The organism is Phenylobacterium aquaticum (genome assembly GCF_022695515.1).
Taxonomy (GTDB): Bacteria; Pseudomonadota; Alphaproteobacteria; order Caulobacterales; family Caulobacteraceae; genus Phenylobacterium; species Phenylobacterium aquaticum.
Genome location: NZ_JALDPT010000053.1, coordinates 1 through 23,239, shown reverse-complemented (window position 1 = coordinate 23,239; position 23,239 = coordinate 1). Strand labels below are relative to the sequence as shown.

The 23,239-nt window shown below is 68.3% G+C and carries 18 protein-coding genes and 1 tRNA gene; 2 read left to right on the top strand and 17 right to left on the bottom strand.

The genetic code is table 11. The features are described from left to right. Nucleotides 1–400: 400 nt before the first annotated feature. From mobA to MQH10_RS24260, 11 genes are read right to left on the bottom strand one after another with little or no spacing between them, the layout of a single operon-like run. Complete coding sequence (mobA, locus tag MQH10_RS24310; protein WP_336605217.1) at nucleotides 401–1,057, bottom strand: molybdenum cofactor guanylyltransferase; 657 nt, start codon at nucleotides 1,055–1,057, stop codon at nucleotides 401–403. Next, nucleotides 1,054–1,704 carry a carbonic anhydrase gene (locus tag MQH10_RS24305; protein WP_242566560.1) on the bottom strand — a complete coding sequence of 217 codons (651 nt, stop codon included), beginning with the start codon at nucleotides 1,702–1,704 and terminating at the stop codon, nucleotides 1,054–1,056. Before MQH10_RS24305 ends, mobA begins: the two co-directional genes overlap by 4 nt. Next, a complete protein-coding gene (locus MQH10_RS24300) occupies nucleotides 1,701–2,246 on the bottom strand; it encodes a hemerythrin domain-containing protein (RefSeq protein ID WP_242566559.1) in 546 nt (181 codons plus the stop codon). Before MQH10_RS24300 ends, MQH10_RS24305 begins: the two co-directional genes overlap by 4 nt. Nucleotides 2,247–2,268: 22 nt before the next feature. After that, nucleotides 2,269–3,468 carry an alginate export family protein gene (locus MQH10_RS24295; protein WP_242566558.1) on the bottom strand — a complete coding sequence of 400 codons (1,200 nt, stop codon included), beginning with the start codon at nucleotides 3,466–3,468 and terminating at the stop codon, nucleotides 2,269–2,271. A gap of 3 nt (nucleotides 3,469–3,471) precedes the next feature. After that, nucleotides 3,472–4,581: a peptidylprolyl isomerase gene (locus tag MQH10_RS24290; protein ID WP_242566557.1), complete on the bottom strand. Its 1,110-nt coding sequence runs from the start codon at nucleotides 4,579–4,581 to the stop codon at nucleotides 3,472–3,474. Nucleotides 4,582–4,631: 50 nt separating this feature from the next. Next, on the bottom strand, nucleotides 4,632–5,387 hold the full coding sequence (narI, locus tag MQH10_RS24285; protein ID WP_242566556.1) for a respiratory nitrate reductase subunit gamma: 756 nt from the start codon (nucleotides 5,385–5,387) through the stop codon (nucleotides 4,632–4,634). 11 nt (nucleotides 5,388–5,398) lie between these two features. After that, the gene (gene narJ, locus MQH10_RS24280; protein WP_242566555.1) at nucleotides 5,399–6,106 is read right to left on the bottom strand and encodes a nitrate reductase molybdenum cofactor assembly chaperone; all 708 of its coding nucleotides are present in this window, start codon (nucleotides 6,104–6,106) and stop codon (nucleotides 5,399–5,401) included. 3 nt (nucleotides 6,107–6,109) lie between these two features. Next, entirely contained in the window at nucleotides 6,110–7,633 is a 1,524-nt protein-coding gene (gene narH, locus MQH10_RS24275) for a nitrate reductase subunit beta (RefSeq protein ID WP_242566554.1), read from the bottom strand. After that, nucleotides 7,630–11,361 (bottom strand): nitrate reductase subunit alpha, encoded by a 3,732-nt coding sequence (locus MQH10_RS24270; protein ID WP_242566553.1) that lies wholly within the window; start codon nucleotides 11,359–11,361, stop codon nucleotides 7,630–7,632. The genes narH and MQH10_RS24270 overlap by 4 nt, the downstream gene beginning before the upstream one ends. Beyond that, nucleotides 11,358–12,782 (bottom strand): MFS transporter, encoded by a 1,425-nt coding sequence (locus MQH10_RS24265; RefSeq protein ID WP_242566552.1) that lies wholly within the window; start codon nucleotides 12,780–12,782, stop codon nucleotides 11,358–11,360. Before MQH10_RS24265 ends, MQH10_RS24270 begins: the two co-directional genes overlap by 4 nt. After that, complete coding sequence (locus MQH10_RS24260) at nucleotides 12,782–14,161, bottom strand: MFS transporter (RefSeq protein ID WP_242566551.1); 1,380 nt, start codon at nucleotides 14,159–14,161, stop codon at nucleotides 12,782–12,784. The genes MQH10_RS24265 and MQH10_RS24260 overlap by 1 nt, the downstream gene beginning before the upstream one ends. Before the next feature lie 383 nt (nucleotides 14,162–14,544). On the opposite strand from MQH10_RS24260, the gene MQH10_RS24255 reads away from it, so the two are divergent. Next, nucleotides 14,545–15,243: a cyclic nucleotide-binding domain-containing protein gene (locus MQH10_RS24255; RefSeq protein WP_336605218.1), complete on the top strand. Its 699-nt coding sequence runs from the start codon at nucleotides 14,545–14,547 to the stop codon at nucleotides 15,241–15,243. On the opposite strand, the gene moaA is transcribed toward MQH10_RS24255, so the two are convergent. The 3 genes from moaA to MQH10_RS24240 all read right to left on the bottom strand — a co-directional run bounded on the left by moaA (nucleotide 15,244) and on the right by MQH10_RS24240 (nucleotide 19,910). Beyond that, nucleotides 15,244–16,218, bottom strand: coding sequence for a GTP 3',8-cyclase MoaA (moaA, locus tag MQH10_RS24250; protein WP_242566550.1), 975 nt, complete (start codon nucleotides 16,216–16,218; stop codon nucleotides 15,244–15,246). 189 nt (nucleotides 16,219–16,407) lie between these two features. After that, on the bottom strand, nucleotides 16,408–17,580 hold the full coding sequence (locus MQH10_RS24245; RefSeq protein ID WP_242566549.1) for an NnrS family protein: 1,173 nt from the start codon (nucleotides 17,578–17,580) through the stop codon (nucleotides 16,408–16,410). 110 nt (nucleotides 17,581–17,690) lie between these two features. Further along, the gene (locus MQH10_RS24240; protein ID WP_242566548.1) at nucleotides 17,691–19,910 is read right to left on the bottom strand and encodes an adenosylcobalamin-dependent ribonucleoside-diphosphate reductase; all 2,220 of its coding nucleotides are present in this window, start codon (nucleotides 19,908–19,910) and stop codon (nucleotides 17,691–17,693) included. A 200-nt stretch (nucleotides 19,911–20,110) separates the two neighbouring features. Here MQH10_RS24240 and MQH10_RS24235 point away from each other — a divergent pair, with 200 nt between their 5' ends. Then, entirely contained in the window at nucleotides 20,111–20,755 is a 645-nt protein-coding gene (locus tag MQH10_RS24235; RefSeq protein WP_242566547.1) for a DUF542 domain-containing protein, read from the top strand. A 31-nt stretch (nucleotides 20,756–20,786) separates the two neighbouring features. Here the strand turns inward: MQH10_RS24235 and MQH10_RS24230 are convergent, their stop codons facing one another. The 3 genes from MQH10_RS24230 to MQH10_RS24220 form a co-directional block, all read right to left on the bottom strand. After that, nucleotides 20,787–21,974: a molybdopterin molybdotransferase MoeA gene (locus MQH10_RS24230; RefSeq protein ID WP_242566546.1), complete on the bottom strand. Its 1,188-nt coding sequence runs from the start codon at nucleotides 21,972–21,974 to the stop codon at nucleotides 20,787–20,789. Further along, on the bottom strand, nucleotides 21,971–22,507 hold the full coding sequence (gene moaB, locus MQH10_RS24225) for a molybdenum cofactor biosynthesis protein B (RefSeq protein WP_242566545.1): 537 nt from the start codon (nucleotides 22,505–22,507) through the stop codon (nucleotides 21,971–21,973). Before moaB ends, MQH10_RS24230 begins: the two co-directional genes overlap by 4 nt. A 634-nt stretch (nucleotides 22,508–23,141) precedes the next feature. Further along, nucleotides 23,142–23,218: transfer RNA gene (locus tag MQH10_RS24220), tRNA-Met, on the bottom strand. Between the last annotated feature and the right edge of the window lie 21 nt (nucleotides 23,219–23,239).

Here is a 23,239-nt window from a genome sequence, read left to right as displayed (position 1 = left end):
TAATCTCCATGGTGGGTGGCTCCCAATGCTCAGGTTGGCATGACGGCAACCACATTGGCCCTCTGAGGCCGGGAGCGGGAGCCATCCACCCCATCTGCTATGGGTCGAAATTCGCCGTTGGGTCCGCGCCGCGAACGTGCCGTTAGCCAGCGTCGAGCCTCGCGCTTGCATCCGGACATTCCCAACGGTGAGTAAGAGCCCAGAGCGGCAATCACCTCCCGGACGACCGCTGACGCCCGCCAGGACTGCTCAAACGTAAAAACCCCCGAAGCGCGAGCCTCGGGGGTTCTTGATGTCTGGGTGCGGGGACCCGCAGCCATCGTGGTGATCGAGCCCTGCCTGCAGTGATTTTGGATGCATAGATTGCACGAACATGGACGCTGCAAAGCAGTTCCGTCGTTCAGATTGGCGTCGCCCTGGCTCTGGTGGGCGCAGACCTGGCCGATCCAACGCCGCCGCCCCTCGGTCCGACGACCGTTTCGAGCCGAGCCAAGTCCCTCACCTCATTGACGTTGGCGAAGGCCACGTCGGTTGGATCGGACCAGATCGCCAGGGACAACCCGACATGTTGCGCGAAGCCGCGCAAGGATGAGCGGCCGGTCGCCGTGTAACTTGGGAGGCAATCAAGCGCTCCGGCCACCCATAGGCCGCATACCGGGTAGAGCCGATCGCCCGCCTGCGCCATCGCCACACGGCTCGGGGGAACAAGCGCCACAGCGAGGCGGCGCTCAAGATCCTCAGGCAAACAGGGCATGTCGCACGGCAAGGTGAGCAGGCGCTCAAACCCCAAGGTCCTCGCGAATTTCAGTCCGGCGGCCAGGCCTGCCAGCGGCCCTGCGAGCCCCTCGGAATCGATTATCAAAGGCGTATCCTCAATGTCGGCGACCTGCCCGGCCTCGCGAACCGATATCGCCACCGTCGGGCTGTAGGCGCGCGCCAGCCCCAGGGCATGGGCGATCAACGGCCGCCCCGCCAGATGGCGCAGGGGCTTGTCGCCGCCCATCCGTCGCCCCTCCCCGCCCGCAAGGATGACGACCGCGACCCCCGTCCCTGTCACGTCGAGGCCTTTGTGGGCCGCTTTCGCGACGCATGCTGACCGCGATGACTGGCAGGCCCGCCATCACGGCTGATCTCAAGGTCGCGCAGCAGCCCGTCCTTCTCGGAATAGGCAAATCCATGGAGGCTGAGCGGCTGGCCGCGCCACCAGGCGTCGCGCACCAGGCTGTTGCGGGCAAGGCAGGCCACCTGTTCGCGGATGTTGAGTTCGCACAGGGCGTTGGTCCGCGCCTCAAGGTCGCTGATCGCCTCCAGGGTTGCGGCGTGGCGCTCGCTCAGGACAGAGACCGGCTGCAGCCAGTGGTCGACCAGCCCCCGCCCGCCGCCCTGGAGCACCCCCCGCAGGCTGGCGCAGCCATAGTGACCGCACACTACGATCCGGCGCACGGCCGTCAGGTCTATGGCGACCTCCAGCAGGGCCAGAATGGCGATGTCGTGAGGCCCCACGATCGGGCCCAGGCTGTGATGGACGAGCACATCCCCCGCCGACAGACCCAGGATTTCATGTGGCGCGGCCCCGCAGTCCGGGCACCCGATCCACAGGCATTGGGGCTTCGGCCCGCCCGCAAGGCGGAGGAAGTGGTCGGGATCGTCGCGGGTGCGCGCCGCGACCCCGTCCAGATTGCGCCGGATCAGCGCCTCGGTCATGTGCTTGGAACGGTCAGGACGCGGCCCCGACGGGCGGCCAGGCGTCGGCCCAGGTTCTGCAGGTCCTCGGCCGTCAGGCGCAGACGGGCGATGGGCAGGACCACCGCGTTCTCCAACGCCAGATGCCGCCGCTCCTGGGTCGCGAAGGCGCTCAGGGCCTTGCGCTTTTCGGGGTCCAGCCCCGGAGCCAAACGTGTGGACTGGCAGGCTTCCAGATGGGTCCGCACCACCGCGCCCAGCGCCGCGTCGGCCCGATGCTCCACCGACAGCACGCCCAGAACCCGCTCCAACTCATCCTCCGGCAGGCAGCGCCGGCGCAGCAGCGGGAAGAGATCCTGCTCCTCGTCGATGATGTGCACCGCCGCATCGAGCCGCAGGAAGTCGACCACCTGATCCACGCGGTCGGCGTCATAGACCACCGCCGCCGACAGGGCGTCGATCACCGCGCAGAGCTGCCGGTGACGGAAGTGCTCGGCGAAGAAGAAGTTCAGCGGTTCGTTCAGCAGGTCGGCTTGCAGCGGTTCGATGATGGGATCGGCCATGGCGCGGCCTCCGGAGGGCGGTTCAGAGTTTGAATTCCAGGGTCGCCCAGACCTTGGTGCGGTCGGCGAACGCCGGGCTCGATCCGTCGAACCTCGCCGCCTTGAGTTCCGCCGAGAGCCGCTTGGTCAGGGGATAGGAGACCAGGGCGTCGAGCTCGCGGCCATAGGCCTGGCCGCCGCCCGCGTCGGCGAAATCATGGACCGCCAGCTGTAGCTTCAGCGGCTTTCCGGTCGAGGCGAGCTTCAGCGCGGTTCCGGCGCGGAGATTGAGATCGCGAACCCCCGCCTTGGGCGTGGTCAGGAAGACATCCGCCCAGCCCTGATAGGCATGAAGGGTGGCCAGCGGCGTCTGGAACCCCTGGCGACCGTCGCCGTCGAGACGTTCAAGCCCCAGGGTGGCGAAGCCAGGCCCCTGCTTCAGGCCCAGTCCCAGGGCGATATAGTCGAGGTCGAAGCGGGCCGGGTTGTGTCCATAGTCGGATTGGCGGGCGTATTCGGCCTCGTAGGTGACCGCCCGTCCGCCGCCAAGCTTCCGCGCGCCGCTCAGCCGGACGCCGTAGGTGGCGCTGGACTGGCCCGGCGCATTGGCGAAATCGAGCAGATATCCGTAGGCCGAGACCTGGCCTAGCCGGGTCGCGGCGTCCAACTGGATGATGTGGGAATCGCTGTTCCAGGCCCCCTGCCCGCTGTCCGGCCCGAACACCCGATGCACCTTGTCCACATAGATGTAGGTGAAGGTCACATCCTTGGCCGGCCGGGCCTCAAGACGGACCGCGTCGAAGGTCTGCTCGTTCTGCCGGAACCCCACATTGCCGACGAAGCGGGCGTTGTTGAGGACGATCCTTTGGCGGCCCACCACCGTGCTGGCCTGGGTTCCCGTCCAGGAGACCTGGGCGCGGTTGAGCTCGGTGGCCTCGGGGTCGGCCACGGTCGGATAGGCGGTCTTGCGATTGATGGTGCTGTTGTAGCCGTCGTCGAGGGCGGTGACGTTCTCCCCCTCGACCAGGGCCTTGAACCCCCGCCAGGACGAGGTCTCATAGCCGAGCCGGGTGCGCAGGGTCAGCGCCTGGGCGTCCTTGGCGAAGCCGTCCTGGTCGACCGTCTCATAGCGCAGGCGGGCGTCGAGGATCACATGGCCCGGAGGCGTGTCGGCGGCCACGGCCAGGGACGGGACCGCCACGACGGCGGCGGCGAGCGACAGCAGGGAGGTGGGAATGCGCATCATCTATCTCCGGCTCACGAGCGTGTAGCTGCGCGCCTTGGGGGTCAGCTTGGTCTTCAGAAGCGCGGCCATGGCGGCGATGGCCGGGTCCGTAGCGCCCTGGGAGGCCGAGATGAGTTGGGTCCAGCTTTCGTCGTCAGCGTTGTCGACGAAGTGCGCCACGGCGCGCCGGACGAAGGCGGCGACCTCCTGTTCGGCCGCGAGGGCCGCGGCGCGGACACGACCGGCCAGCTCGGGATCGGTGGCGTCCAGCCACCCCTCCAGGGCCTCGGCGGAAGCGCCGTCGGCCAGCATCTCGCCGAGCGACAGCGACCCGCTGGCGAACCGCCCGTCCCGGCTCAGGCTGAAGGCGACGCCCTGGGCTCGCGCCCGGTCCGCCAGGTCGGAGACATAGCGAGTGGCGGCCGCGGTCCAGGCGCGGCTCTCCAGGTGCAGGCGGATCTTGTCCTCGACATAATCGAAGGGCAGCTCGCGGCCCTCCATCCGGCGATCCAGCTTGAGCAGGTGCCAGCCGAAGCGGGAGCGCACCGGTCGGGCCAGCACCTCGCCGGGCCTCAGCCCCGCGAGCGCGGTCTCGATCTCCCCCACCACGTCGCCGGGACCAAGCTGGCCCAGGGATCCGCCGACCTGGCCCGAAGGACAGTCCGACAGCGCCTTGGCCAGGGCCGCGAAGGCCGCCGGCTGCACCGTGACCTGGGCCAGGGCGTCCTGCGCGGTTCGCAAGGCCGCGGCCCAGCCGTCCGCATCGTCGGTCTTGGGTTCGATGAGGATATGGGCGGCCTCGATCAGGGCCGGCGTCGTGAAGCGGGCGCGCTGGGCGTCATAGACCCGCCGGCACTCCGCCGTGCTCGGCGGCTCGATCTTGACCTCCGCATCCAGGGTGGCGCGGATCAGCGCCTCCTCGGCGGTCTCCTCGCGCCCAGCCTCGTCGATGAGCGGCTCGGCGCGAAGGCCCAGCTCGTCGGCGCGGTGCAGCAACAGGGCCTTCACGGCCAGCGCCTTGCCGGCCGCCGTGCGGGCCTCCGCGGCCGAAAGGCTGGGGTGGTTCTGGACTTCATCGGCGATCAGGAACTCGGGGATCTCGACGCCTTCGACGACGATGGTGGCCGGCATGGGGCTACTCCGCGGACTTGAGGGTGGCGGGCCGGACGGCCTGGGTGCTGTCATGCGGGCCCGATGCGACGCCCGGGCGACCGCGGATAGGCCGGCGCCGCCGTCTCCGGGCGGCGCGGCAAGGGGCGCTTGGTCCGCACCAGCTGCCAGCCGCGGCGATTGAGGTACCAGATGGGCGCAGACAGCATGTGGACCAGGCGGGTGAACGGGAAGACCAGCAGGATGGTCATGCCCAGCACCAGGTGCGCCTTGAAGATCGGATGCACGTCGGCGACATAGGCCGCCACATTGGGGCGGAAGGTGAAGACCCCCTGCGCCCAGTTCATGAACTTGACCATCTCGTGGCCGTCCAGGTGGTGGGCGGAGACCGGAATGGTCGCCAGGCCGAGGCTGAGCTGAGCCATCAGCAGCACCAGGATCGCGGTGTCGCCGAAGCTGGAATTATGGCGGATCCGGGGATCGAACAGCCGGCGATGCAGCAGGATGAGGCCGCCCGTCAGGCACAGGATTCCGGCGACGCCGCCCGCGACCATGGCCAGGATCTGTTTGGCGCCGTGCGGCACGCCCAGGGCGTCGAACACCCAGATCGGCGTCAGCAGGCCCACGAAGTGGCCGCCGAAGATGGTCAGCACGCCGACGTGGAACAGGACCGAGCCCAGCACCAGCTGCTTGCGGCGCAGCAGCTGGGACGAGCCCGAACGCCAGGTGTACTGCTCGCGGTCGAACCGCAGGACCGAGCCCAGGGCCAGCACGGCCAGGGCGATGTAGGGATAGACGCCGAACAGCAGTTGATTGATCAGTTGCATCTGCGGATGTCCTAGGCCGAAGCGCCGGCGCGACGCGGCTGGCGGCCGGGTTCGGCCATCATCGCCTCGACCAGGGCGTCGGCCTTCGGGCAGCCGACGTCGGACGGGCCGAAGGTGACGGCGGTCTCGGCCCAGGCCTTGTCGATCGCCTCCAGGTCGTTGGGGTTGTCGTCAGGCTCGCTCAGCAGGGCCGCCAGCGCATTGGGATCGGCCTGGGTCGAGGCCAGTCGCGCCAGGGCCCCGAAGACGGCGCGATAGGCGCTGCCGCGGGTCTTGAGCCGCTCGCCCATCGCCTCCAGGACGTGGGTCGCCTCGCCGAGCAGGGAGCCGGCCTGGGGCCCGGGCAGGGTCGAGAGAAACTCCAGGAATACCGGCAGGAAGTCGGGCAGCTCGTTGGCCGCCAGATCCAGGCCGTTCGCCCGATAGAGCTCGAGCAAGGCGACCATCGCCTCGCCCCGGTCACGGCTTTCGCCGTGCACGTGCTCATAGAGGTTCAGCGACAGCGAGCGGGTGCGATCGAAGAGCTCGGTGTAGCGCTCCTGCAGGTCATAGATATCATCGTTGGCGATCTCGACCGTCAGCTTGCGCAGGGCGGTCACCAGGGACTTGGAGAGCAGCCCCTCCTCCGCGATGAGCTGAAGGGCCTGGGGCGCCAGGACCTGCAGGTCAGGCGTCGGATAGGTCAGCAACAGCGCGAGCGCCTTGTAGGTGCGGGCCATGTCTCAGACCTCCATGGGGGTTTTGGCGCGGCTGCGCCGATTGGGACCGAACAGGCCAAGCTCGGTGCGGCCGCCGGAGCAGCCATTGCCGAAGGAGAAGCCGCAGGACCCGCGCATGTCGTAGGCGTCCTCGGCGGTCTCACGGTGCGCCGACGGGATCACGAAGCGGTCCTCGTAGTTGGCGATGGCCAGGTAGCGGTACATGGCGTCGATCTGGTCGGCGGTCAGGCCGACCCGCTCGGCGAGCTTGTGATCGATCACCCCCTCGACGGTCTTGGCGCGCATGAAGCCGCGCATGGCCAGCATCCGCTTGAGCGCCAGTTCGATCGGCGCCTCCTTGCCGGCGGTCAGCAGGTTGGCGAGATACTTGACCGGGATCCGCAGGGCGTGGACGTCGGGCATCTCCCCGTCCATCTCGAGGGCGCCGGCCGCCGCGGCCGACTGGATCGGCGAGAGCGGCGGCACGTACCAGACCATCGGCAGGGTCCGGTATTCCGGGTGCAGCGGGAAGGCGATTTTCCAGTCGATCGCCATCTTGTAGACGGGGCTCTTGCGGGCCGCGTCGAGCCAGGCTTCCGGCACGCCGTCGGCGCGGGCCTGGGCGATCACGGCCGGATCGTTCGGGTCCAGGAAGACGTCGAGCTGGGCCTGGTAGAGGTCCTGGTCATCCGGCGTCGAGGCCGCGGCCTCGATGCGGTCGGCGTCGTAGAGCAGGACGCCCAGATAGCGGATGCGCCCGACGCAGGTCTCCGAGCACACGGTCGGCTGGCCGACCTCGATGCGCGGATAGCAGAAGGTGCACTTCTCCGACTTCCCGGATTCCCAGTTATAATAGATCTTCTTGTACGGGCAGGCGGAGACGCACATCCGCCAGCCCCGGCACTTGTCCTGGTCGATCAGGACGATGCCGTCCTCCTCGCGCTTATAGATCGCGCCCGAGGGACAGGCCGCCACGCAAGTGGGGTTCAGGCAATGCTCGCAGAGCCTGGGCAGGTACATCATGAAGGTGTTTTCGAACTGGCCGTAGATCTCCTTCTCGATGCCCTCGAAGTTGACGTCGGCGGAGCGCTTGGCGAACTCGCCGCCGAGAATCTCCTCCCAGTTGGGACCGCGTTCGATCTTCTCCATCCGCTGGCCGGTGATCTTCGAGCGCGGCCGCGCGGTGGGGAACGCCTTCATCTCCGGGGCGGTCTGCAGGTGCGCGTAGTCGAAGTCGAAGGGCTCGTAATAGTCGTCGATCTCCGGCAGGTCGGGATTGGCGAAGATCTTGGCGAGAATCCGCCACTTGGCCCCCATGCGCGGCTCGGTCTTGCCGTTGGCCTTGCGGGTCCAGCCGCCGTTCCAGCGCTTCTGGTTCTCCCAGTCGCGCGGGAAGCCGACGCCCGGCTTGGTCTCCACGTTGTTGAACCAGGCGTATTCAACGCCTTCCCGGTTGGTCCACACGTTCTTGCAGGTGACCGAGCAGGTGTGGCACCCGATGCACTTGTCGAGATTCAGCACCATGCCGATTTGCGCGCGAACCTTCATTGGGCGAAATCCTTGGCGTTGAGGGGTTCTTCCAACCAGTCGACCTTGGTCATCTTGCGCAGGACCACGAACTCATCGCGGTTCGAGCCGACCGTGCCGTAGTAGTTGAAGCCGTAGGCGAGCTGGGCGTAGCCGCCGATCATGTGGGTCGGCTTGAGGACCGTGCGGGTCACCGAGTTGTGGATGCCGCCACGCTTGCCCGTGATCTGCGACCCGGGCGTGTTCACGATCTTTTCCTGGGCGTGGTACATGAAGGTGGTGCCTTCACGGATCCGCTGGGAGACCACCACCCGGGCGGTGAGCGCCCCGTTGGCGTTGAAGGCCTCGACCCAGTCGTTGTCGACCAGCCCCACCTTCCGCGCGTCGGTCTCCGACACCCAGATCACCGGTCCGCCCCGGTTCAGGGTCAGCATCATCAGGTTGTCGCTATAGGTGGAGTGGATGCCCCACTTCTGGTGCGGGGTGATGAAGTTGAGCACGATCTCCTTCTCACCATTGGGCTTGAGGCCCTTGACGTAGGTGGTCTTGAGATCGATCGGCGGACGGTAGACGCAGAGCGCCTCGCCGAAGGCTCGCATCCACAGGTGATCCTGATAGAGCTGCTGGCGGCCGGTCAGGGTCCGCCACGGGATCAGCTCATGCACGTTGGTGTAGCCGGCCGTGTAGCAGACCTTCTCGCTCTCGATGCCTGACCAGGTCGGGGACGTGATGATCTTGCGCGGCTGAGCCAGCAGGTCGCGGAAGCGGATCTTCTCGTCTTCCTTGGGCAGGGCCAGATGGGCGTGTTCGCGCCCGGTCTGCTTCTCAAGCGCCTCCCAGGCTTTGACGGCGACCTCGCCATTGGTCTCCGGCGCCAGCATCAGGATGGTCTCGCAGGCGTCGATGTCGGTATCGATCCGGGCCAGGCCCTGGGTCTGGCCTTCGTCCAGCACCGCGCCGTTCAGCTCGGTGAGCAGGTCGACTTCATGGGTGGTGTTCCAGGCGATGCCCTTGCCGCCGTTGCCCACTTTCTTCATCAGCGGGCCAAGCGCGGTGAAGCGCTTGAAGGTGTTGGGATAGTCGCGCTCGACCACGGTGATCTGCGGCATGGTCTTGCCGGGGATCGCCTCGCATTCGCCCTTCGACCAGTCGCTGACGTCGAAAGCCTGGGCGAGCTCGGCGGCGCTGTCGTGCTGGATGGGCGTCAGGACCACGTCCTGCTCGACGCCCAGCACTTCGGGCGCGACCTCGGAGAAGGTCTTGGCGATCGCCTTGAAGATCTCCCAGTCCGACTTCGACTCCCAGGCCGGATCCACGGCCGCGCTGAGCGGGTGGATGAAGGGGTGCATGTCGGAGGTGTTGAGGTCGTTCTTCTCGTACCAGGTGGCCGTCGGCAGCACGATGTCGGAATAGACCGCCGTCGTGGACATCCGGAAGTCGAGGGTGACCAGGAGATCCAGCTTGCCCTCGGGCGCCTCGTCGCGCCACGTCACCTCGGACGGCTTCTGGCCGCCGGTCTCGCCCAGGTCCTTGCCCTGGACGCCATGGGAGGCGCCCAGCAGGTGCTTGAGGAAATACTCATGGCCCTTGCCGGATGAGCCCAGCAGGTTCGAGCGCCAGACGAACATGTTGCGCGGCCAGTTGGCCGGATCGTCAGGGTCCATGCAGGACATCTTCAGATCGCCGCTCTTCAGCTGGGCGAGCGCATAGGCCTTGGGGTCCTGTCCCGCGGCGGCGGCGGCCTTGGCCACTTCCAGCGGATTGGTCCGCAAGGCCGGCGCCGACGGCAGCCAACCCAGGCGCTCGGCCTTGGCGTTGAAGTCGATCATGGCGCCATCCCACACCCCTTCCGGGGCGGTGGGCGACAGGATCTCGCTCATCTCCACCGTCTCGTACCGCCACTGGTCGGAGTGGGCGTAGAAGAAGGAGGTGGAGTTCTGCTGCCGGGGCGGACGGATCCAGTCGGTGGCGAAGGCGAGCGGCGCCCAGCCGGTCTGGGGCCGCAGCTTTTCCTGGCCGACATAGTGCGCCCAGCCGCCGCCGGACTGGCCGACGCAACCGCACATCACCAGCATGTTGATGACCGCGCGGTAGTTCATGTCCATGTGGAACCAGTGGTTCATCGCCGCGCCGATGATCACCATCGACTTGCCGTTGGTCTTCTCGGCGTTGGTGGCGAAGCCGCGGGCCACGGCGATGATCTGGTCGCGCGGCACCGAGGTGATCGCCTCGGCCCAGGCCGGAGAATAGGGCTCGACCTCGTCATAGCTGGCCGGCATGTGGTCGCCGCCGAAGCCCTGGTCGACGCCGTAATTGGCGAGGAAGAGGTCGTAGACGCAGGCCACCAGGGTCTCGCCTTCCGGCAGCATCATGCGCTTGACCGGCACGTTGCGGACCAGGACCTCCGGGTGGTCGGTCATGGCGAAGCCGTTGGTGGCGGCGCCGCCGAAATAGGGGAAACGCACGGCGGCGACCTCGTCGTGGACGCCCTTGAGGCCCAGGCGCAGGCGGGTCTCGCGCCCTGCCCCATCCTTCTCCTCAAGATTCCACTTGCCGTCGTCGCCCCAGCGGAAGCCGATCGACCCGTTGGGGACGGTGACCTCGCCGGTGGCCTCGTCGACCGCGACGGTCTTCCAGTCGGGATTGTTGGTCTCGCCCAGGGCCTGGTCGAACTCGGCCGCGCGCAGCAGGCGCTCGGGCACATAGGCGCCGTCCTGGGGGACCAGGCGCACCAGCATCGGCAGGTCCGAGTACTTGCGCAGATAGTCGCGGAAGTACGGCACCTCGCGGTCGATATGGAATTCCTTGAGGATGACGTGGCCAAAGGCCATGCCCAGCGCCGCGTCCGTCCCCTGCTTCACCGGCAGCCACAGGTCGGAGAACTTCGAGGCCTCGGAATAGTCCGGGCAGATCACCACCGACTTGGCGCCGCGGTAGCGGGCCTCGGTGTAGAAGTGGGCGTCCGGCGTGCGGGTCTGCGGGACGTTCGACCCCCAGAGCAGCAGGAATCCGGAATTGAACCAGTCCGCGCTCTCGGCCACGTCGGTCTGCTCGCCCCAGGTCTGGGGCGAGGCCGGCGGCAGGTCGCAATACCAGTCGTAGAACGACCCGCAGACGCCGCCGATCAGCTGCAGATAGCGCGCGCCGGCGGCGTAGGAGACCATCGACATGGCCGGAATCGGCGAGAAGCCGAAGATCCGGTCCGGTCCCCAGGCCTTGATGGTGTGGGCGTTGGCCGCCGCGATGATCTCGGTGACCTCGTCCCAGGTCGCCCGCAGAAACCCGCCCATCCCGCGCATGGAGGTGTACGCGGCGCGCTGGGCGGGGTCGTTCTGGATCGAGGCCCAGGCCGCGACCGGGCTGCGGGTGGCGCGCGCTGCGCGCCACAGCTTCAGCAGGCGCGAGCGGATCAGCGGGTACTTCACCCGGTTGGCGGAATAGAGGTACCAGCTGTAGCTGGCGCCCCGGGCGCAGCCGCGCGGCTCATGGTTCGGAAGTTCCGGCCGGGTGCGCGGATAGTCGGTCTGCTGGGTCTCCCAGGTGACGATCCCGCCCTTGACGTAGATCTTCCAGGAACACGAGCCGGTGCAGTTCACCCCGTGGGTGGAGCGCACCACCTTGTCGTGCTGCCAGCGACGCCGATAGGCCTCTTCCCAGGTGCGGTCATCGTCGTTGAGGACGCCGTGCCCGTCCGAGAACAGCTCGGTCTTGCGGGTGAAGAACGCCAGGCGATCAAGGGTATGGCTCATGCCACGACTTCCAGATTGGACGCGGGTTGGGGGGCGTGCAGCAGCGAGGACTTGCGGGCGTAGAAGGCCCAGTTCACCGCGACGCAGCTGAGGTAGAAGGCCAGGAAGACGAACAGCGCCGTGGACGGACCGCCGGTCGCCTTCATCGAGTTGCCGAAGGCCAGGGGGATGAAGAAGCCGCCGAAGGCGCCGATCGCCGAACTGAAGCCGACGATGGCCGCCGACTCCATTTCAGAGGCCTTGAGACGGGCCGCCGGCTCGCCCAGCGGCATCAGCCGGGGCATGTCGGCGCGCACGATCGCCGGGATCATCTGGAAGGTCGAGGCGTTGCCGACCCCGGTGCAGAGGAACAGCCACATGAAGCTGGCGAAGAAGAGCGGGAAGTACGGGGCCGCGCCGAACCCGCCGACGCTGTGCAGCACCGCCAGCACGCCCGCGGCCAGGGCGATGAACACCCAGTGGGTTACCTTCTGACCGCCGAACTTGTCCGACACCCAGCCGGTGAGCGCCCGCGACGCCGCGCCAACCAGCGGGCCGAGGAACACCAGCTGCATCGCGTGCGCGCTGGGGAACAGGGTCTTCATCAGCAGGGGAAAGGCGGCCGAGAAGCCGATGAACGAGCCGAAGGTGCCCAGATAGAGCCAGCAGATGACCCAGTTGTGCTTGCGCTTGAACACCACGGCCTGTTCGGAGAACGAGGCCCGGGCGGACGCGATGTCATTCATGCCGAACCAGGCCAGGGCCCCGGCGACCAGGATGAAGGGAACCCAGACGAAGCCGGCGTTCTGCAGCGAGATCGCCGTCTTCACACCATGGTCCACCGCCGTCTGCGGCGCGCCGGCCAGGGGGGCGAACAGGCTGAGCCCGACCACCACCGGCACCAGGAACTGCATCACGCTGACGCCGAGGTTGCCGAAGCCGGCGTTGAGCGCCAGGGCGTTGCCCTTCTCGGCCTTCGGGAAGAAGAACGAGATATTGGACATCGACGAGGCGAAGTTGCCGCCGCCCAGGCCGCACAACAGGGCCAGGACCACGAAGGTCGTGTAGGGGGTATGGGGATCTTGCACCGCCAGGCCGATGCCGATCGCCGGGACCAGCAGGGACAGGGTGGTGAGCGTCGTCCACAGCCGGCCGCCCAGGATCGGCACCATGAAGCTGTAGAAGATCCGCAAGGTGGCGCCGGACAGGGCCGGCAGCGCCGTCAGCCAGAACAGCTCCTCGGTGCCGAACTTGAAGCCGACAAGCTTCAGCTTGGCGACCACCATCGACCAGACCATCCAGACGGCGAAGGCCAGCAGCAGATTGGGGATCGAGATCCACAGATTGCGGCGGGCGATCGGCTTGCCCTGGGTCGACCAGAAGGCCGGGTCTTCGGGACGCCAGTCGGTCAGGACATGGCGGGCGGGATTGCGGGAAGCCATTAGAGCGCTCCTCTTGCGGGGCTCGCCGCCCGGACACGGGCGGCTCCGCCGGAAGCCGGCGGTGGTTGAAGGTCGGCGTGCAGGGACGCCATTTCGGGAAGTTCAGGCAGGTCGGAGAGGCCGGGGGCGCCAGCGCGCTCCATGCGGCCGATCGCCAGGTGCATCCAGGTCAGCGCCCCGGCCACCAGGACGAACAGCAGCATGAAGCAGCTGGTCCAGACGCCGGTCAGGTCGTTCAATTCGCCAAAGGCGATCGGCAGGACGAAACCGCCAAGGCCGCCGACCATGCCGACGAGCCCGCCGACCGACCCGATCTGGGCGGGATAGTAGACGGGGATGTGCTTGAAGACCGCCGCCTTGCCGAGGCTCATCGCGAAGCCGAGCCCAAAGAGCATGACCACGAAGACCGGCAGGCTGGTGGCGATGCGGAAGGCGATGGGGCCGTGGACCCCGTCAACCACATAGCTGGTCGGCGGATAGGACAGCAGGAAGGTGCACAGCACGCTGACCGAGAAGGTCAGGTACATCACCAGGCGCGCGCCGATGCGGTCGGACAGCCAGCCGCCGAACACCCGAAACAGCGAGCCGGGGATCGAATAGGCCGCCGCCAGCATGCCCGCCGCGCGGATGTCCAGGTGGTAGACGGCCACCAGATAGTGCGGCAGCCACAGTGACAGGGCCACGAAGGCGCCGAAGACGAAGAAATAGTAGAGGGCGAAGCGCCAGACCTGCAGCTTCATCAAGGGCGCGAACTGGGTCGCCGCCGCCTGGGGCTTGGCGCCCGTCCGCCGCCGCTCGACCAGCTGGGGATCGTCGCGGGTGAACAGGAAGAACACCAGGGCGATGACCGCCAGGGCCCCAGCCCAGACCTGGGCGACCGTCTGCCAGCCATAGGCCAGCATGACGAACGGGGCCGCGAACTTGGTGACCGCGGCGCCGACATTGCCCGCCCCGAAGATCCCCAGCGCCGTGCCCTGCCGCTCCTTGGGAAAGAACTTCGACACATAGGCGACGCCCACCGCGAACGAGCCGCCGGCCACGCCGACGCCGAGCGCGGCCGCCAGAAACTGCGGATAGGTGTGGGCATGGGAGAGTAGAAAGGTCGCCAGCGCGGCGCTGAGCATGACGATCAGATTGACCACCCGCCCGCCATACTGATCGGTCCAGACCCCCAGCCCGACGCGAATGAGCGAGCCGGTCAGGATCGGCGTGCCGGCCAGCAGCCCGAACTGGGCCTCGGTCAGGCCCAGCTGCTGTTTGATCTGGACGCCGATGATCGAGAAGATCGTCCACACCGCGAAACAGGCGGTGAAGGCGAAGGTGCTGAGCCCCAGGGCGGGGCCCGCGCCTGGCGCGGCCTTCGGTGTGTCGACGGGCATCGGCAGGATCCGGACTCGGCAGCGACGCCCCCTGCGTCACTTTCGCGATCCTTGTGGCCGCCACGACGTCTCGATCAATTGACCGAAATCAAACATCTCAAGTCGTTTTCTGTATTTTTAGCGCCAATACTGAATTTGATATGAGTATTTGCCAAAATATTGACGCCCAATTGATGCTTATTTGTCTTGAGCTTGACCAATGTCAACCGCTCCGGATTGGAGCGGGGCGCTTGATCCATATCAAGCCGCCATGGCCTCGAGTCTGCGACGAGTGTGGTTGACAGAGGAGACGCTCACATGACCATGCGTGGAGTCGATGTGGACCGAATGCGGGCCCTGCCCCTGTTCGCTACGGCGTCGGATACGACCTTCCAGAGCCTGACATCGGGCGGGTTCTGCAGAAATTTCCGGCCGGCACGACCCTGCTGACCGAAGGCGATCCGGTCGATTTCCTCTATGTGCTGATCGACGGCCAGGCGGAACTCCAGGGCACCTGGAACGACAAGGAGACGACGCTCGCGGTCCTGAGGCCAGTCTCCACCTTCATTCTCGCCGCCGTGGTGCTCGACGCCGACGCCTTGATGACCGCGCGCACGATCGAACGCTCCGACATTCTGATGCTGTCGGCCGAGGCCGTGCGGCGCGCCATGCAGGACGACGTCGCCTTCAGCCTGGCCGCCGCTCAGGAACTCGCCGGCTGCTATCGCGGTCTGGTGCGCACGGTGAAGAACCAGAAGCTGCGGGGCGGCGCCGAACGCCTGGCCAATTACCTGGTCGCCGAGCAGGCCCGCCAAGGCGGCGTGCAGACCCTGGTCCTGCCGCACGAGAAGCGGGTTCTGGCCTCGTTGCTGGGCATGACGCCGGAGAACCTTTCCCGCGCCTTCGCCAGCCTGGCCGACTACGGCGTGCTGGTCAGCGGTCCGGAAGTGTCGATCACCCGGCCGGTGGTGCTGAACCGGCTGGCCAAACCCGATCCGCTGATCGATGGCGGCACGCCGGCCGGCGCCCTGATGATCGGGGCCGCCGAGCGCGAGCAGCAGGCCTCGGCCCGCCGCAGGGCCCAAGGTTACGCCTACAACTGATCAACCGCCGACCTGGGCCAGATGGCGCATGTCGCCGCTGCGCCCTTCGGCGAGCCGGTGACCGGCGGGCTTCTCGCCCAAGGCGCGGCGGATGCGCGCCGCAAGCGCCTCCGACGGGCCGGCCTGCAGCAGGTCGCGGAGATCGACACCCCCCTCCCCGAACAGGCACAGACGCAGTTGTCCGCGCGCGGTCACGCGCAGGCGATTGCAGCCGTCGCAGAACCCCGGCGCATAGGGGGCGATCAGACCCAGCCGCCCGGCATGGTCGGGATGGACATACTCCACAGCCGGCCCGTCATCCGGACCGCGGGGCCGCGGGGTCCATCCCCGCGCGGCGAACCAGTCCCGCAGCACCGCGCCGGAGACATGCTCGGCCGCGAAATAGTCGGCGTTGTCGCCGGTTCGCATCAGCTCGATGAACCGCACGGCCACGGGCCGATCACGGACGAAGTCGGCGAAGGTCTCGAAGCCGCCGCTGAGCCCGCTCTTCAGCAGCACCGCATTGACCTTCACGGTCGGCAGGCCGAGCGCCAGAGCCCGATCCACGCCGTCGATCACCGCCCCCAGGCGGTCGTGGCCGGTGATGGCCCGGAACGCCGCGGGGTCGAGGGCGTCAATGCTGACATTCAGATGGGTCAGGCCGGCGTCGCGCCAGCCCTCGATCTTTTCGGACAGGTTCCAGCCATTGGTGGTCATGGCGATCTTGGCCACGCCGGCCCGCCGGATCCGGGCGATGATCTCGCCAAGGTCGCGGCGCGCGCTGGGCTCGCCGCCGGTCAATCGCACCTTGCCGACGCCAAGCGCCTGGAAGGTCTCGGCCAGGCGGCCGATCTCGTCCACCGACAGGAAGTCGTGAGGACGTGTCTTCCGATAGCCGTCCGGAAGGCAGTAGGCGCAGCTGAAATTGCAGACCTCGGTGACCGACAGTCTCAGATAGCGGAAATGACGTCCGAACCCATCGACCAGGCCTGTCACCACGGTGCTCCAGAAAACAAGGCCGGCGCCGGTCGCCCCGGCGCCGAAAGGTCCGCGCCATGATCGCGCAACGCGGGTCCCGCAGACGCCGATCCGGGAAGGAGACGGCGCAGGGATTGGGACAGAGCCACCCTAGGCCCAGGCCAGCGGGACTCCCATGACGTCGGGCGGCGATGGACTTGACCCTTTTCAAGCCGATGCGCGGGTCGGCTTAAAAAGGGCGGGGCCGTAGGCCACCGCGAACAGACCAAAGGCCAGGGCCCAAAGGCCGCCAGACATTTCCAGCCCCGATGTCCGCCAGCCGCCGGCGAAGGCGGTGGCCACCCGAAGGGCCGCGGCGGCGTTGACCAGGAGATAGATCGCCAGGGTCGCCGGTCCGGCGACGCGGGCCTGGCCGGTGTGGCCAAGGCTGGCGCGGGTCATCATGGCCAGGGTCATCACCCCGACCGCTCCGGCGGTGAGGGCGTGGACGCCCGCCGTCCGCGGAACCAACTGCGGGGCGAGGACCGTAAAACCCAAAAGGATCAGGCCGGCCGCCAGCCAGCCATAGCCAAGGTGCAGGATCCAGACGAGCGGTTCGGCCCGCGCGCGCCACCCGCCCCACCGCGCCAGGCGCGCCGCGGCGACAAGGCCGGCGCCCACCAGCAGCACCCCGGCGACGATCTCGCCCGGCCAGATGGCCCAGGTGATCCCCGCCAGAGCGGTCACATAGAGGCTGACCTGATCGAGGCGCGGCGACACCGCCACCTGGTCGCCCAGCCCTCGCGGCGCCAGCCAGTTGCGGGTGAAGCTCGGGACCACTCGTCCGCCGATCAGGCTTATCAGGGTCGCGGCGGCGCCCAGGGCCGCCCGTTCCGGCGCGCCCGACAGCAAGTAAGGCGACAGATGGAATGCGATGTCGGGCGCGAACAGGGTGACGACCAGACAGACCGGCAGGTTGCGCGTGTTGCGGCTGGCCACGCTCTCGCGCCAGATCACCACGGCGAAGACCGCCAGGAACAGGCTGTCGGCGGCCATGGCCCAGGGCGTCGCCCGCCAGGGGGAGATCATCGCCAGCCGCCCCAGGGCCCACAGGCTGAACAGGCCGGCGAGCGGCGCGCCCATCACCGGCATGCGGCCGGTCCAGTTGGGCACGGCGGTCAGCAGGAAGCCCGCGATCACCGCCGCCAGATAGCCGAACAGCATCTCATGCACATGCCAGTCGCGGTCGACGCCGAGCGTCATGCCCGGACCGGCATAGGCCCAAAGCCATAGCGGCACGGCGAGCGCCGCCCAGGTCGCGCCGAACAGAAAGAAGGGCCGAAAGCCGAAGCTGAACAGCGCCGGGCCCCGATAGGCGCGGCGGTCGGCGGCGGTGGGCATGATGTGACTCCGGCGGGGACGAGCCACAATCTACCCCATCAGCCCCGCCGCCGCCTTGAGCGGGGTCGGGGGCGGGCTTGTCGCAGATCAAGCCATGCCCGCGTCCGGCCTCACCCGCACTTGGAATGACCGCAGGCCAGGCACGTGTCGCACCCCTCCTTGTGCACCAGGGCGGCCGCGCCGCACTGCGGACAGATCGCGGGAGCGGGCCCGCCTTCCGTCGAAACTCCGGCCGGCGCGGCTTGCAGGGGTTCACGACCGAGGTGACGGGCGATCACGCCGCCGATCGCGGCGGGCAGCGACGGGACGTAGCGCCCGTCCACCCAGGCGCCGCCGCAGGGATCGAACACGGCCTGCAGCTCGTCGGCGACGAAACTCACGTCACCCCCGCGCCGGAACACCGCCGAGATCATCCGGGTCAGGCCCAGCGTCCAGGCGTAGTGCTCCATGTTCTTGGAATTGACGAAGATCTCGAAGGGCCGCCGCCCCTCCCCGTCCTCGACATCGTTGAGGGTGACATAGACGGCGTGCGCGCTCTGGGGCCAACGGATCTTGTAGGTCGCGCCCCCAAGGGCGTCGGGCCGGGGCGGCAATTGGGCGGCGGGGGCGGCCCGGACCTCGGGCATGGGCGCTGGCGGGTCGACGCTCAGCACTGAGCCCGTGACGGCGTTGGGCCGGTAGGTGGTCAGGCCCTTGCACCCGGCGTCATAGGCCTGGCGGTAGATGTCGGCGAAGGCCTCGAAGGCGATCTCCTCGGGGCAGTTGACGGTCTTGGAGATCGAGCTGTCGACCTGGGCCTGGGCGGCGGCCTGCATGCGCAGGTGATCCTCCGGCGCCAGGGTCTGGGCGCTGACGAAGATCTCGGCCGGCGGCGGCGCTTCGCCCTTCAGGCGCTTCCAGGCGGTCAGGGCGTGATCTTCGACCGCCTCCTCGCGGCTCGACCCGTCCGGCTGGCGGACCTTGCGGTTGTAGGCATAGGCGAAGACCGGTTCGATCCCGGAGGAGACATTGCCCGCCAGCAGCGAGGTGGTGCCGGTGGGCGCGATGGAGGTCAGGCAACCGTTGCGCAGGCCGTGGGCGGCGATCAGGGCGCGGGTCTCGTCGTCCAGGCTCAGCAGATTGGGACGATCGAGAATGCCGGCGTCATAGAGCGGAAAGACGCCCTTCTCCGCCGCCAGCCCGGCCGAGGCGCGATAGGCCTCGCGCTTGATGATCCCCAGCCACCGGGAGGTCAGCGCCAGGGCCTGCGGCCCGCCATAGGCCGCGCCGCAGAACACCAGCGCGTCGGCGAGGCCGGTGACGCCCAGGCCGATCCGCCGCTTGGCCTTGGCCTCGGCTTCCTGGGCGGCCAGGGGATAGCGGGAGATGTCGATGACGTTGTCGAGCATCCGCACGGCGGTGTGGGTGAGCTCGACCAACTGGGCCTCGTCGAGTCGGGCGTCGGGCGCAAACGGGTCGATCACCAGACGGGCGAGGTTCAGCGAGCCCAGCAGACAGGCCCCATAGGGCGGCAGCATCTGCTCGCCACAGGGATTGCTGGCCAGGATCTGTTCGCAATAGGCCAGGTTGTTCGCGGCGTTGACCCGGTCGATGAAGATCACCCCTGGCTCGGCAGCGTCGTAGGTCGCCCGCATCAGCCGCGCCCACAGGGCCGCGGCCGGGACCACCCGATGGGTCCGCCCCGCAAAGACCAGCGGCCAGTCGGCGCCGGCCTCCAGGGCGGCCATGAAGGCGTCGGTGACCAGGACCGAGAGGTTGAAGTTGCGGCAGCGCGCCGGGTCCCGCTTGGCGTCGATGAAGGCCTCGATATCGGGATGGTCGATCCTCAGACACCCCATCATCGCCCCGCGCCTCTGACCGGCCGACATGATGGTGCGGCACATGGCGTCCCAGACGTCCATGAAGCTGAGCGGCCCGGAGGCGTCGGCAGCGACGCCGCTGACCGGCGCCCCGGCCGGGCGGATGGATGAGAAGTCCATCCCGACCCCGCCGCCCTGCTGCAGGGTCAGGGCCGCCTCGCGGATGTGGGTGAAGATGCCGCCCAGATCGTCGGGGATCACCCCCATGACGAAGCAGTTGAACAGGGTCACGGCGCGCCCGCTGCCCGCGCCGGCGAGAATGCGGCCGGCCGGCAGAAACCTGTGATCCTCCAGGGCGGCGTAGAAGCGCGCGGCCTGGGCGTCCCGACGCTCGGGCGGTTCGGCCTCGGCCAAGGCCATGGCGACCCGCCGCCAGGTCCCCTCCACGCCGTCCTCGGCCCCGGCCTCGGAGGTGGTGAGACGGTACTTGCTGGACCAGATCTCGCTGGCCAGGGGATTGTCGAACGCCATGGCGGTCACTCGTGCTTTCAAGGTGCGTGCAGGGACCGGAAGGCTCGCCGAGTCGGTGCGGCGCGCGACAGCCGTAAGGGCCTGTCGCACCCTTCCGCAGGCGCCGGGCCCAGGCTTGCCGAAGGTCAAGCCTGGGCTGCACGGCCTTCAAGGCGGCCACGCGCGCAAGCGCCTAGGGTGCGCGGCGCACAGGAGCCCTCATGATCCATCCCAGCCAACTGGTCCGCGACATCGCCCTGGAGCATCCCGGCGCGACGCGGGTCTTCCGCACCTTCCGGATCGACTATTGCTGCAACGGCGACCGGCCGCTGGACGTCGCCGCCGCGGCGCGGGGCGTGGAGCTTGAGACCCTGCGCGCCGCGCTCGCGTCCCTGAAGCCGGGTCCGGCGGAGGCCCCCTCCGAGCCGGCCGCCCTGATCGCCCATATCCTGGTGCGCTACCACAAGGTCCACATGGCCGAACTGCCCGAGGCCATCGGTCTGGCGCGCAAGGTCGAGGCCGTCCATGCCGACCATCCCAACTGCCCGCGGGGTCTGGCCGATCACCTGGCCCTGATGGCCGACGATCTGCAGGGTCACCAGCACAAGAAGGAAGCCGTCCTGTTCCCGATGATGCTGAACGGCGGCCATCCGATGATCGGCCATCCGATCGCGCGCATGGCGGCCGAGCATCAGGACGTCGCCGAGCAGCTGCTGCGCCTGGCGATCCTGACCCACGACTTCGCGCCGCCGGACGACGCCTGCACGAGCTGGCGGGCTCTCTATCAGGCCTGCCGCAAGCTGGACGCCGACCTGCGCGAGCACATGCATCTGGAGAACAACATCCTGTTCCCGCAATTCCTCTGAGCGTGCGAGAGCGCTCGGGGGGCCTGGCCGGCTAGAGGTAGAGACACTCGACCGGCTCGTCCGCCGCCGCCCCAATCGCCCCGGGGCGGCGGCGGACCAACAGGTCGGCCTGCACCAGGGCCCATTGCGACGCCGCGTCCTGGTCCGCCAGGACTTCGACGCCGGCGCCGACGCTGCGGGCCCGGTAGAAGGTTTCCCGGTCGCCGCAGCAGGCCAGATCGGCGCTCAGCGGCGCCTTGAGCCAAACCCAGGCCGCGTTGGGATCTCCACCCCCCAGACCGGCCAGCAGGGGCGCCAGGAACAGCCGCGCCGTCACCAGGGCCGAGGTCGGATTGCCCGGCAGGCCGACAATGATCGCGCCTCCCGCCCGGCCGACCCAGATCGGCTTGCCGGGCTTCATCGCCACCTTGGCGAAGACCAGCTCCAACCCCAGCGGCGCGAACATCGCCTGGGCGAAGTCCTTCTCGCCGACCGAGGCGCCGCCGGTGACCACCACCACGTCAGCGGCCTCAACCCCATGGGCCGCCATGGCGCGCAGGGCGTCCAGATCGTCGCCGCAGCGCCACCGGCCCACCACCTCCGCGCCCCAGTCCTCGGCCAGGGCGGCGACGCCAAAGGACACGCTCTCGGGAATGGCCTGCGGCCGTCCCGCCTGCTGGCCAGGATCGACCAGCTCGTCCCCGGTGGCCAGCAGCAGCACGCGGGGGCGCCGATACACCGTCAGCTGCGCCAGGTCGGCGGCGGCGGCGGCGATCAGCCGTTGGGGATTGAGTCGGCTTCCAGCCGCCACCAGCACGTCGCCGGCGCGGAAGTCGCTGCCGGCCGGGCGCACATGGCGACGCCCCACCGGCGGGGTTTCGAAACAGGCCAGGTCACCCTCGCGGACGACATCCTCCTGAATGACGATCCGATCGGCGCCCATCGGGACCGGCGCCCCGGTGAAGGTCCGCACACAGGCGCCCGCGGGCATGACGCCGTCGAAGCCTCCGCCCGCGAAGGCGGCGCCCAGGATCGGCAGCCGGGCTGGCAGTCGAGCGAGGTCGATGTCGCGGACGGCATAGCCATCCATGGCCGAGACCGGGACCGGCGGCGCGGCGCAGCGGGCGACGACATCCTGGGCTAGGACCCGTCCCCTCGCCGCCGGCAGGGCGACCTGTTCGACGCCCAGGGGCTGGGCGATCTCGACGATCTTCGCCGCCGCGGCCTCGAAGTCGATCATGAGCACACGCCTGCCAGGCGCGGAATCTGGCCGGCCAGGGAGCAGGGCTTGAAGCGGCTGTCCAATTCCAGCGACAGCACCAGATCCCAGGCGTCGCGGCAGGCGCCGGTGGAGCCGGGCACGCAGAAGACGAAGGTGTCCTCCACCTGACCGGCGAGGGCCCGCGACTGCAGGGTCGAGACCCCCACCGTGCCATAGCTGGCCTGGTGGAAGACCACGGCGAAGCCATCCATCTCGCGCCGGAACAGCGGCCGGATCGCCTCGGGCGTCACATCCCGGGGCGAGAAGCCCGTGCCGCCCGTGGTCAGGATCACTTCCACCTTGGGGTCGGCCACCCAGCTGGTCACCTGGGCGCGGATCGCCTCCACGTCGTCGGGAACGATGGCGCGTCCGGCGAGCTGATGTCCCGCCGCGCTGAGACGGTCGATCAGCAGGCCGCCTGAGGTGTCGGTCGTCTCGTTGCGGGTGTCGGAGATGGTCAGGACGGCGATGTGCAAGGGGTAGAAGGGACGGGTCTCGTCGATGCCAGCCATGAGGCCTCCGTGGGTCGGTCGGCCAGGACGACCCCTGCGACCGTGTCCCGCGTGCGGTAGCGCGTTCGCGGCCGCGAGGGATTGCTGAACATCAAGCCGAGAGGCGGCGTCGATCAGGGTGGCGGCTTGAGCCAATTTTCCGCCTGCGGCGCGCCAGGAGCCGTTCCGCCCGCCGCACCTGGCGAGGCATGACTGCTTCCCGAAGGAGGCAAGCGCATGGGACGTCGGAAGCACCTCCCCGCCCTCCAAATATGCGCGCTGGGTCTGCGAATAGTATGGCGTCGCGCCGTAGGTCGGGTCACTTAAGACCAGCGCGGCATAGTCAGCGGCGTAGGCAGGATCATCGGCTCCGTAGACCAGCAGGTTGCCCCTCCAGATGAGCTCGCGGCCGTAACGCAGGACGATCAGATCGTCTTCCACCCCAGCCTCGCCGGTCGCTTCAGAGATCTCGTGGCCAGGCTCAACATGGTCTTGGCCGATGCCGACACCGTGGAGCGCACGGCGGCTCGAGAGGCCTTCCGCGCCTTGATCCGCCAAGTGGTGGTCACGCCCTTGGACGCAGCCGGCCAGTTTGAGGTGACCGTAGAAACGGAAATGGCCGCCCTGCTTTCGCAAGGCGGCCGTATCAGATCGTTGGGTGCGGGGACAGGATTTGAACCTGTGACCTTCAGGTTATGAGCCTGACGAGCTACCGGGCTGCTCCACCCCGCGTCAGGGTGTTGATCGTGATTG

Bases quoted from the DNA above. Each gene is read 5' to 3' on its own strand.
- narI (WP_242566556.1), bottom strand. From the start codon at position 5,387: ATGCAACTGATCAATCAACTGCTGTTCGGCGTCTATCCCTACATCGCC.
- narJ (WP_242566555.1), bottom strand. From the start codon at position 6,106: ATGGCCCGCACCTACAAGGCGCTCGCGCTGTTGCTGACCTATCCGACG.
- moaB (WP_242566545.1), bottom strand. From the start codon at position 22,507: ATGGCTGGCATCGACGAGACCCGTCCCTTCTACCCCTTGCACATCGCC.
- MQH10_RS24260 (WP_242566551.1), bottom strand. From the start codon at position 14,161: ATGCCCGTCGACACACCGAAGGCCGCGCCAGGCGCGGGCCCCGCCCTG.
- MQH10_RS24245 (WP_242566549.1), bottom strand. From the start codon at position 17,580: ATGCCCACCGCCGCCGACCGCCGCGCCTATCGGGGCCCGGCGCTGTTC.
- MQH10_RS24295 (WP_242566558.1), bottom strand. From the start codon at position 3,468: ATGCGCATTCCCACCTCCCTGCTGTCGCTCGCCGCCGCCGTCGTGGCG.
- MQH10_RS24235 (WP_242566547.1), top strand. From the start codon at position 20,111: ATGATCCATCCCAGCCAACTGGTCCGCGACATCGCCCTGGAGCATCCC.
- MQH10_RS24300 (WP_242566559.1), bottom strand. From the start codon at position 2,246: ATGGCCGATCCCATCATCGAACCGCTGCAAGCCGACCTGCTGAACGAA.
- MQH10_RS24290 (WP_242566557.1), bottom strand. From the start codon at position 4,581: ATGCCGGCCACCATCGTCGTCGAAGGCGTCGAGATCCCCGAGTTCCTG.
- MQH10_RS24265 (WP_242566552.1), bottom strand. From the start codon at position 12,782: ATGGCTTCCCGCAATCCCGCCCGCCATGTCCTGACCGACTGGCGTCCC.
- MQH10_RS24230 (WP_242566546.1), bottom strand. From the start codon at position 21,974: ATGATCGACTTCGAGGCCGCGGCGGCGAAGATCGTCGAGATCGCCCAG.
- narH (WP_242566554.1), bottom strand. From the start codon at position 7,633: ATGAAGGTTCGCGCGCAAATCGGCATGGTGCTGAATCTCGACAAGTGC.
- MQH10_RS24270 (WP_242566553.1), bottom strand. From the start codon at position 11,361: ATGAGCCATACCCTTGATCGCCTGGCGTTCTTCACCCGCAAGACCGAG.
- MQH10_RS24305 (WP_242566560.1), bottom strand. From the start codon at position 1,704: ATGACCGAGGCGCTGATCCGGCGCAATCTGGACGGGGTCGCGGCGCGC.
- MQH10_RS24240 (WP_242566548.1), bottom strand. From the start codon at position 19,910: ATGGCGTTCGACAATCCCCTGGCCAGCGAGATCTGGTCCAGCAAGTAC.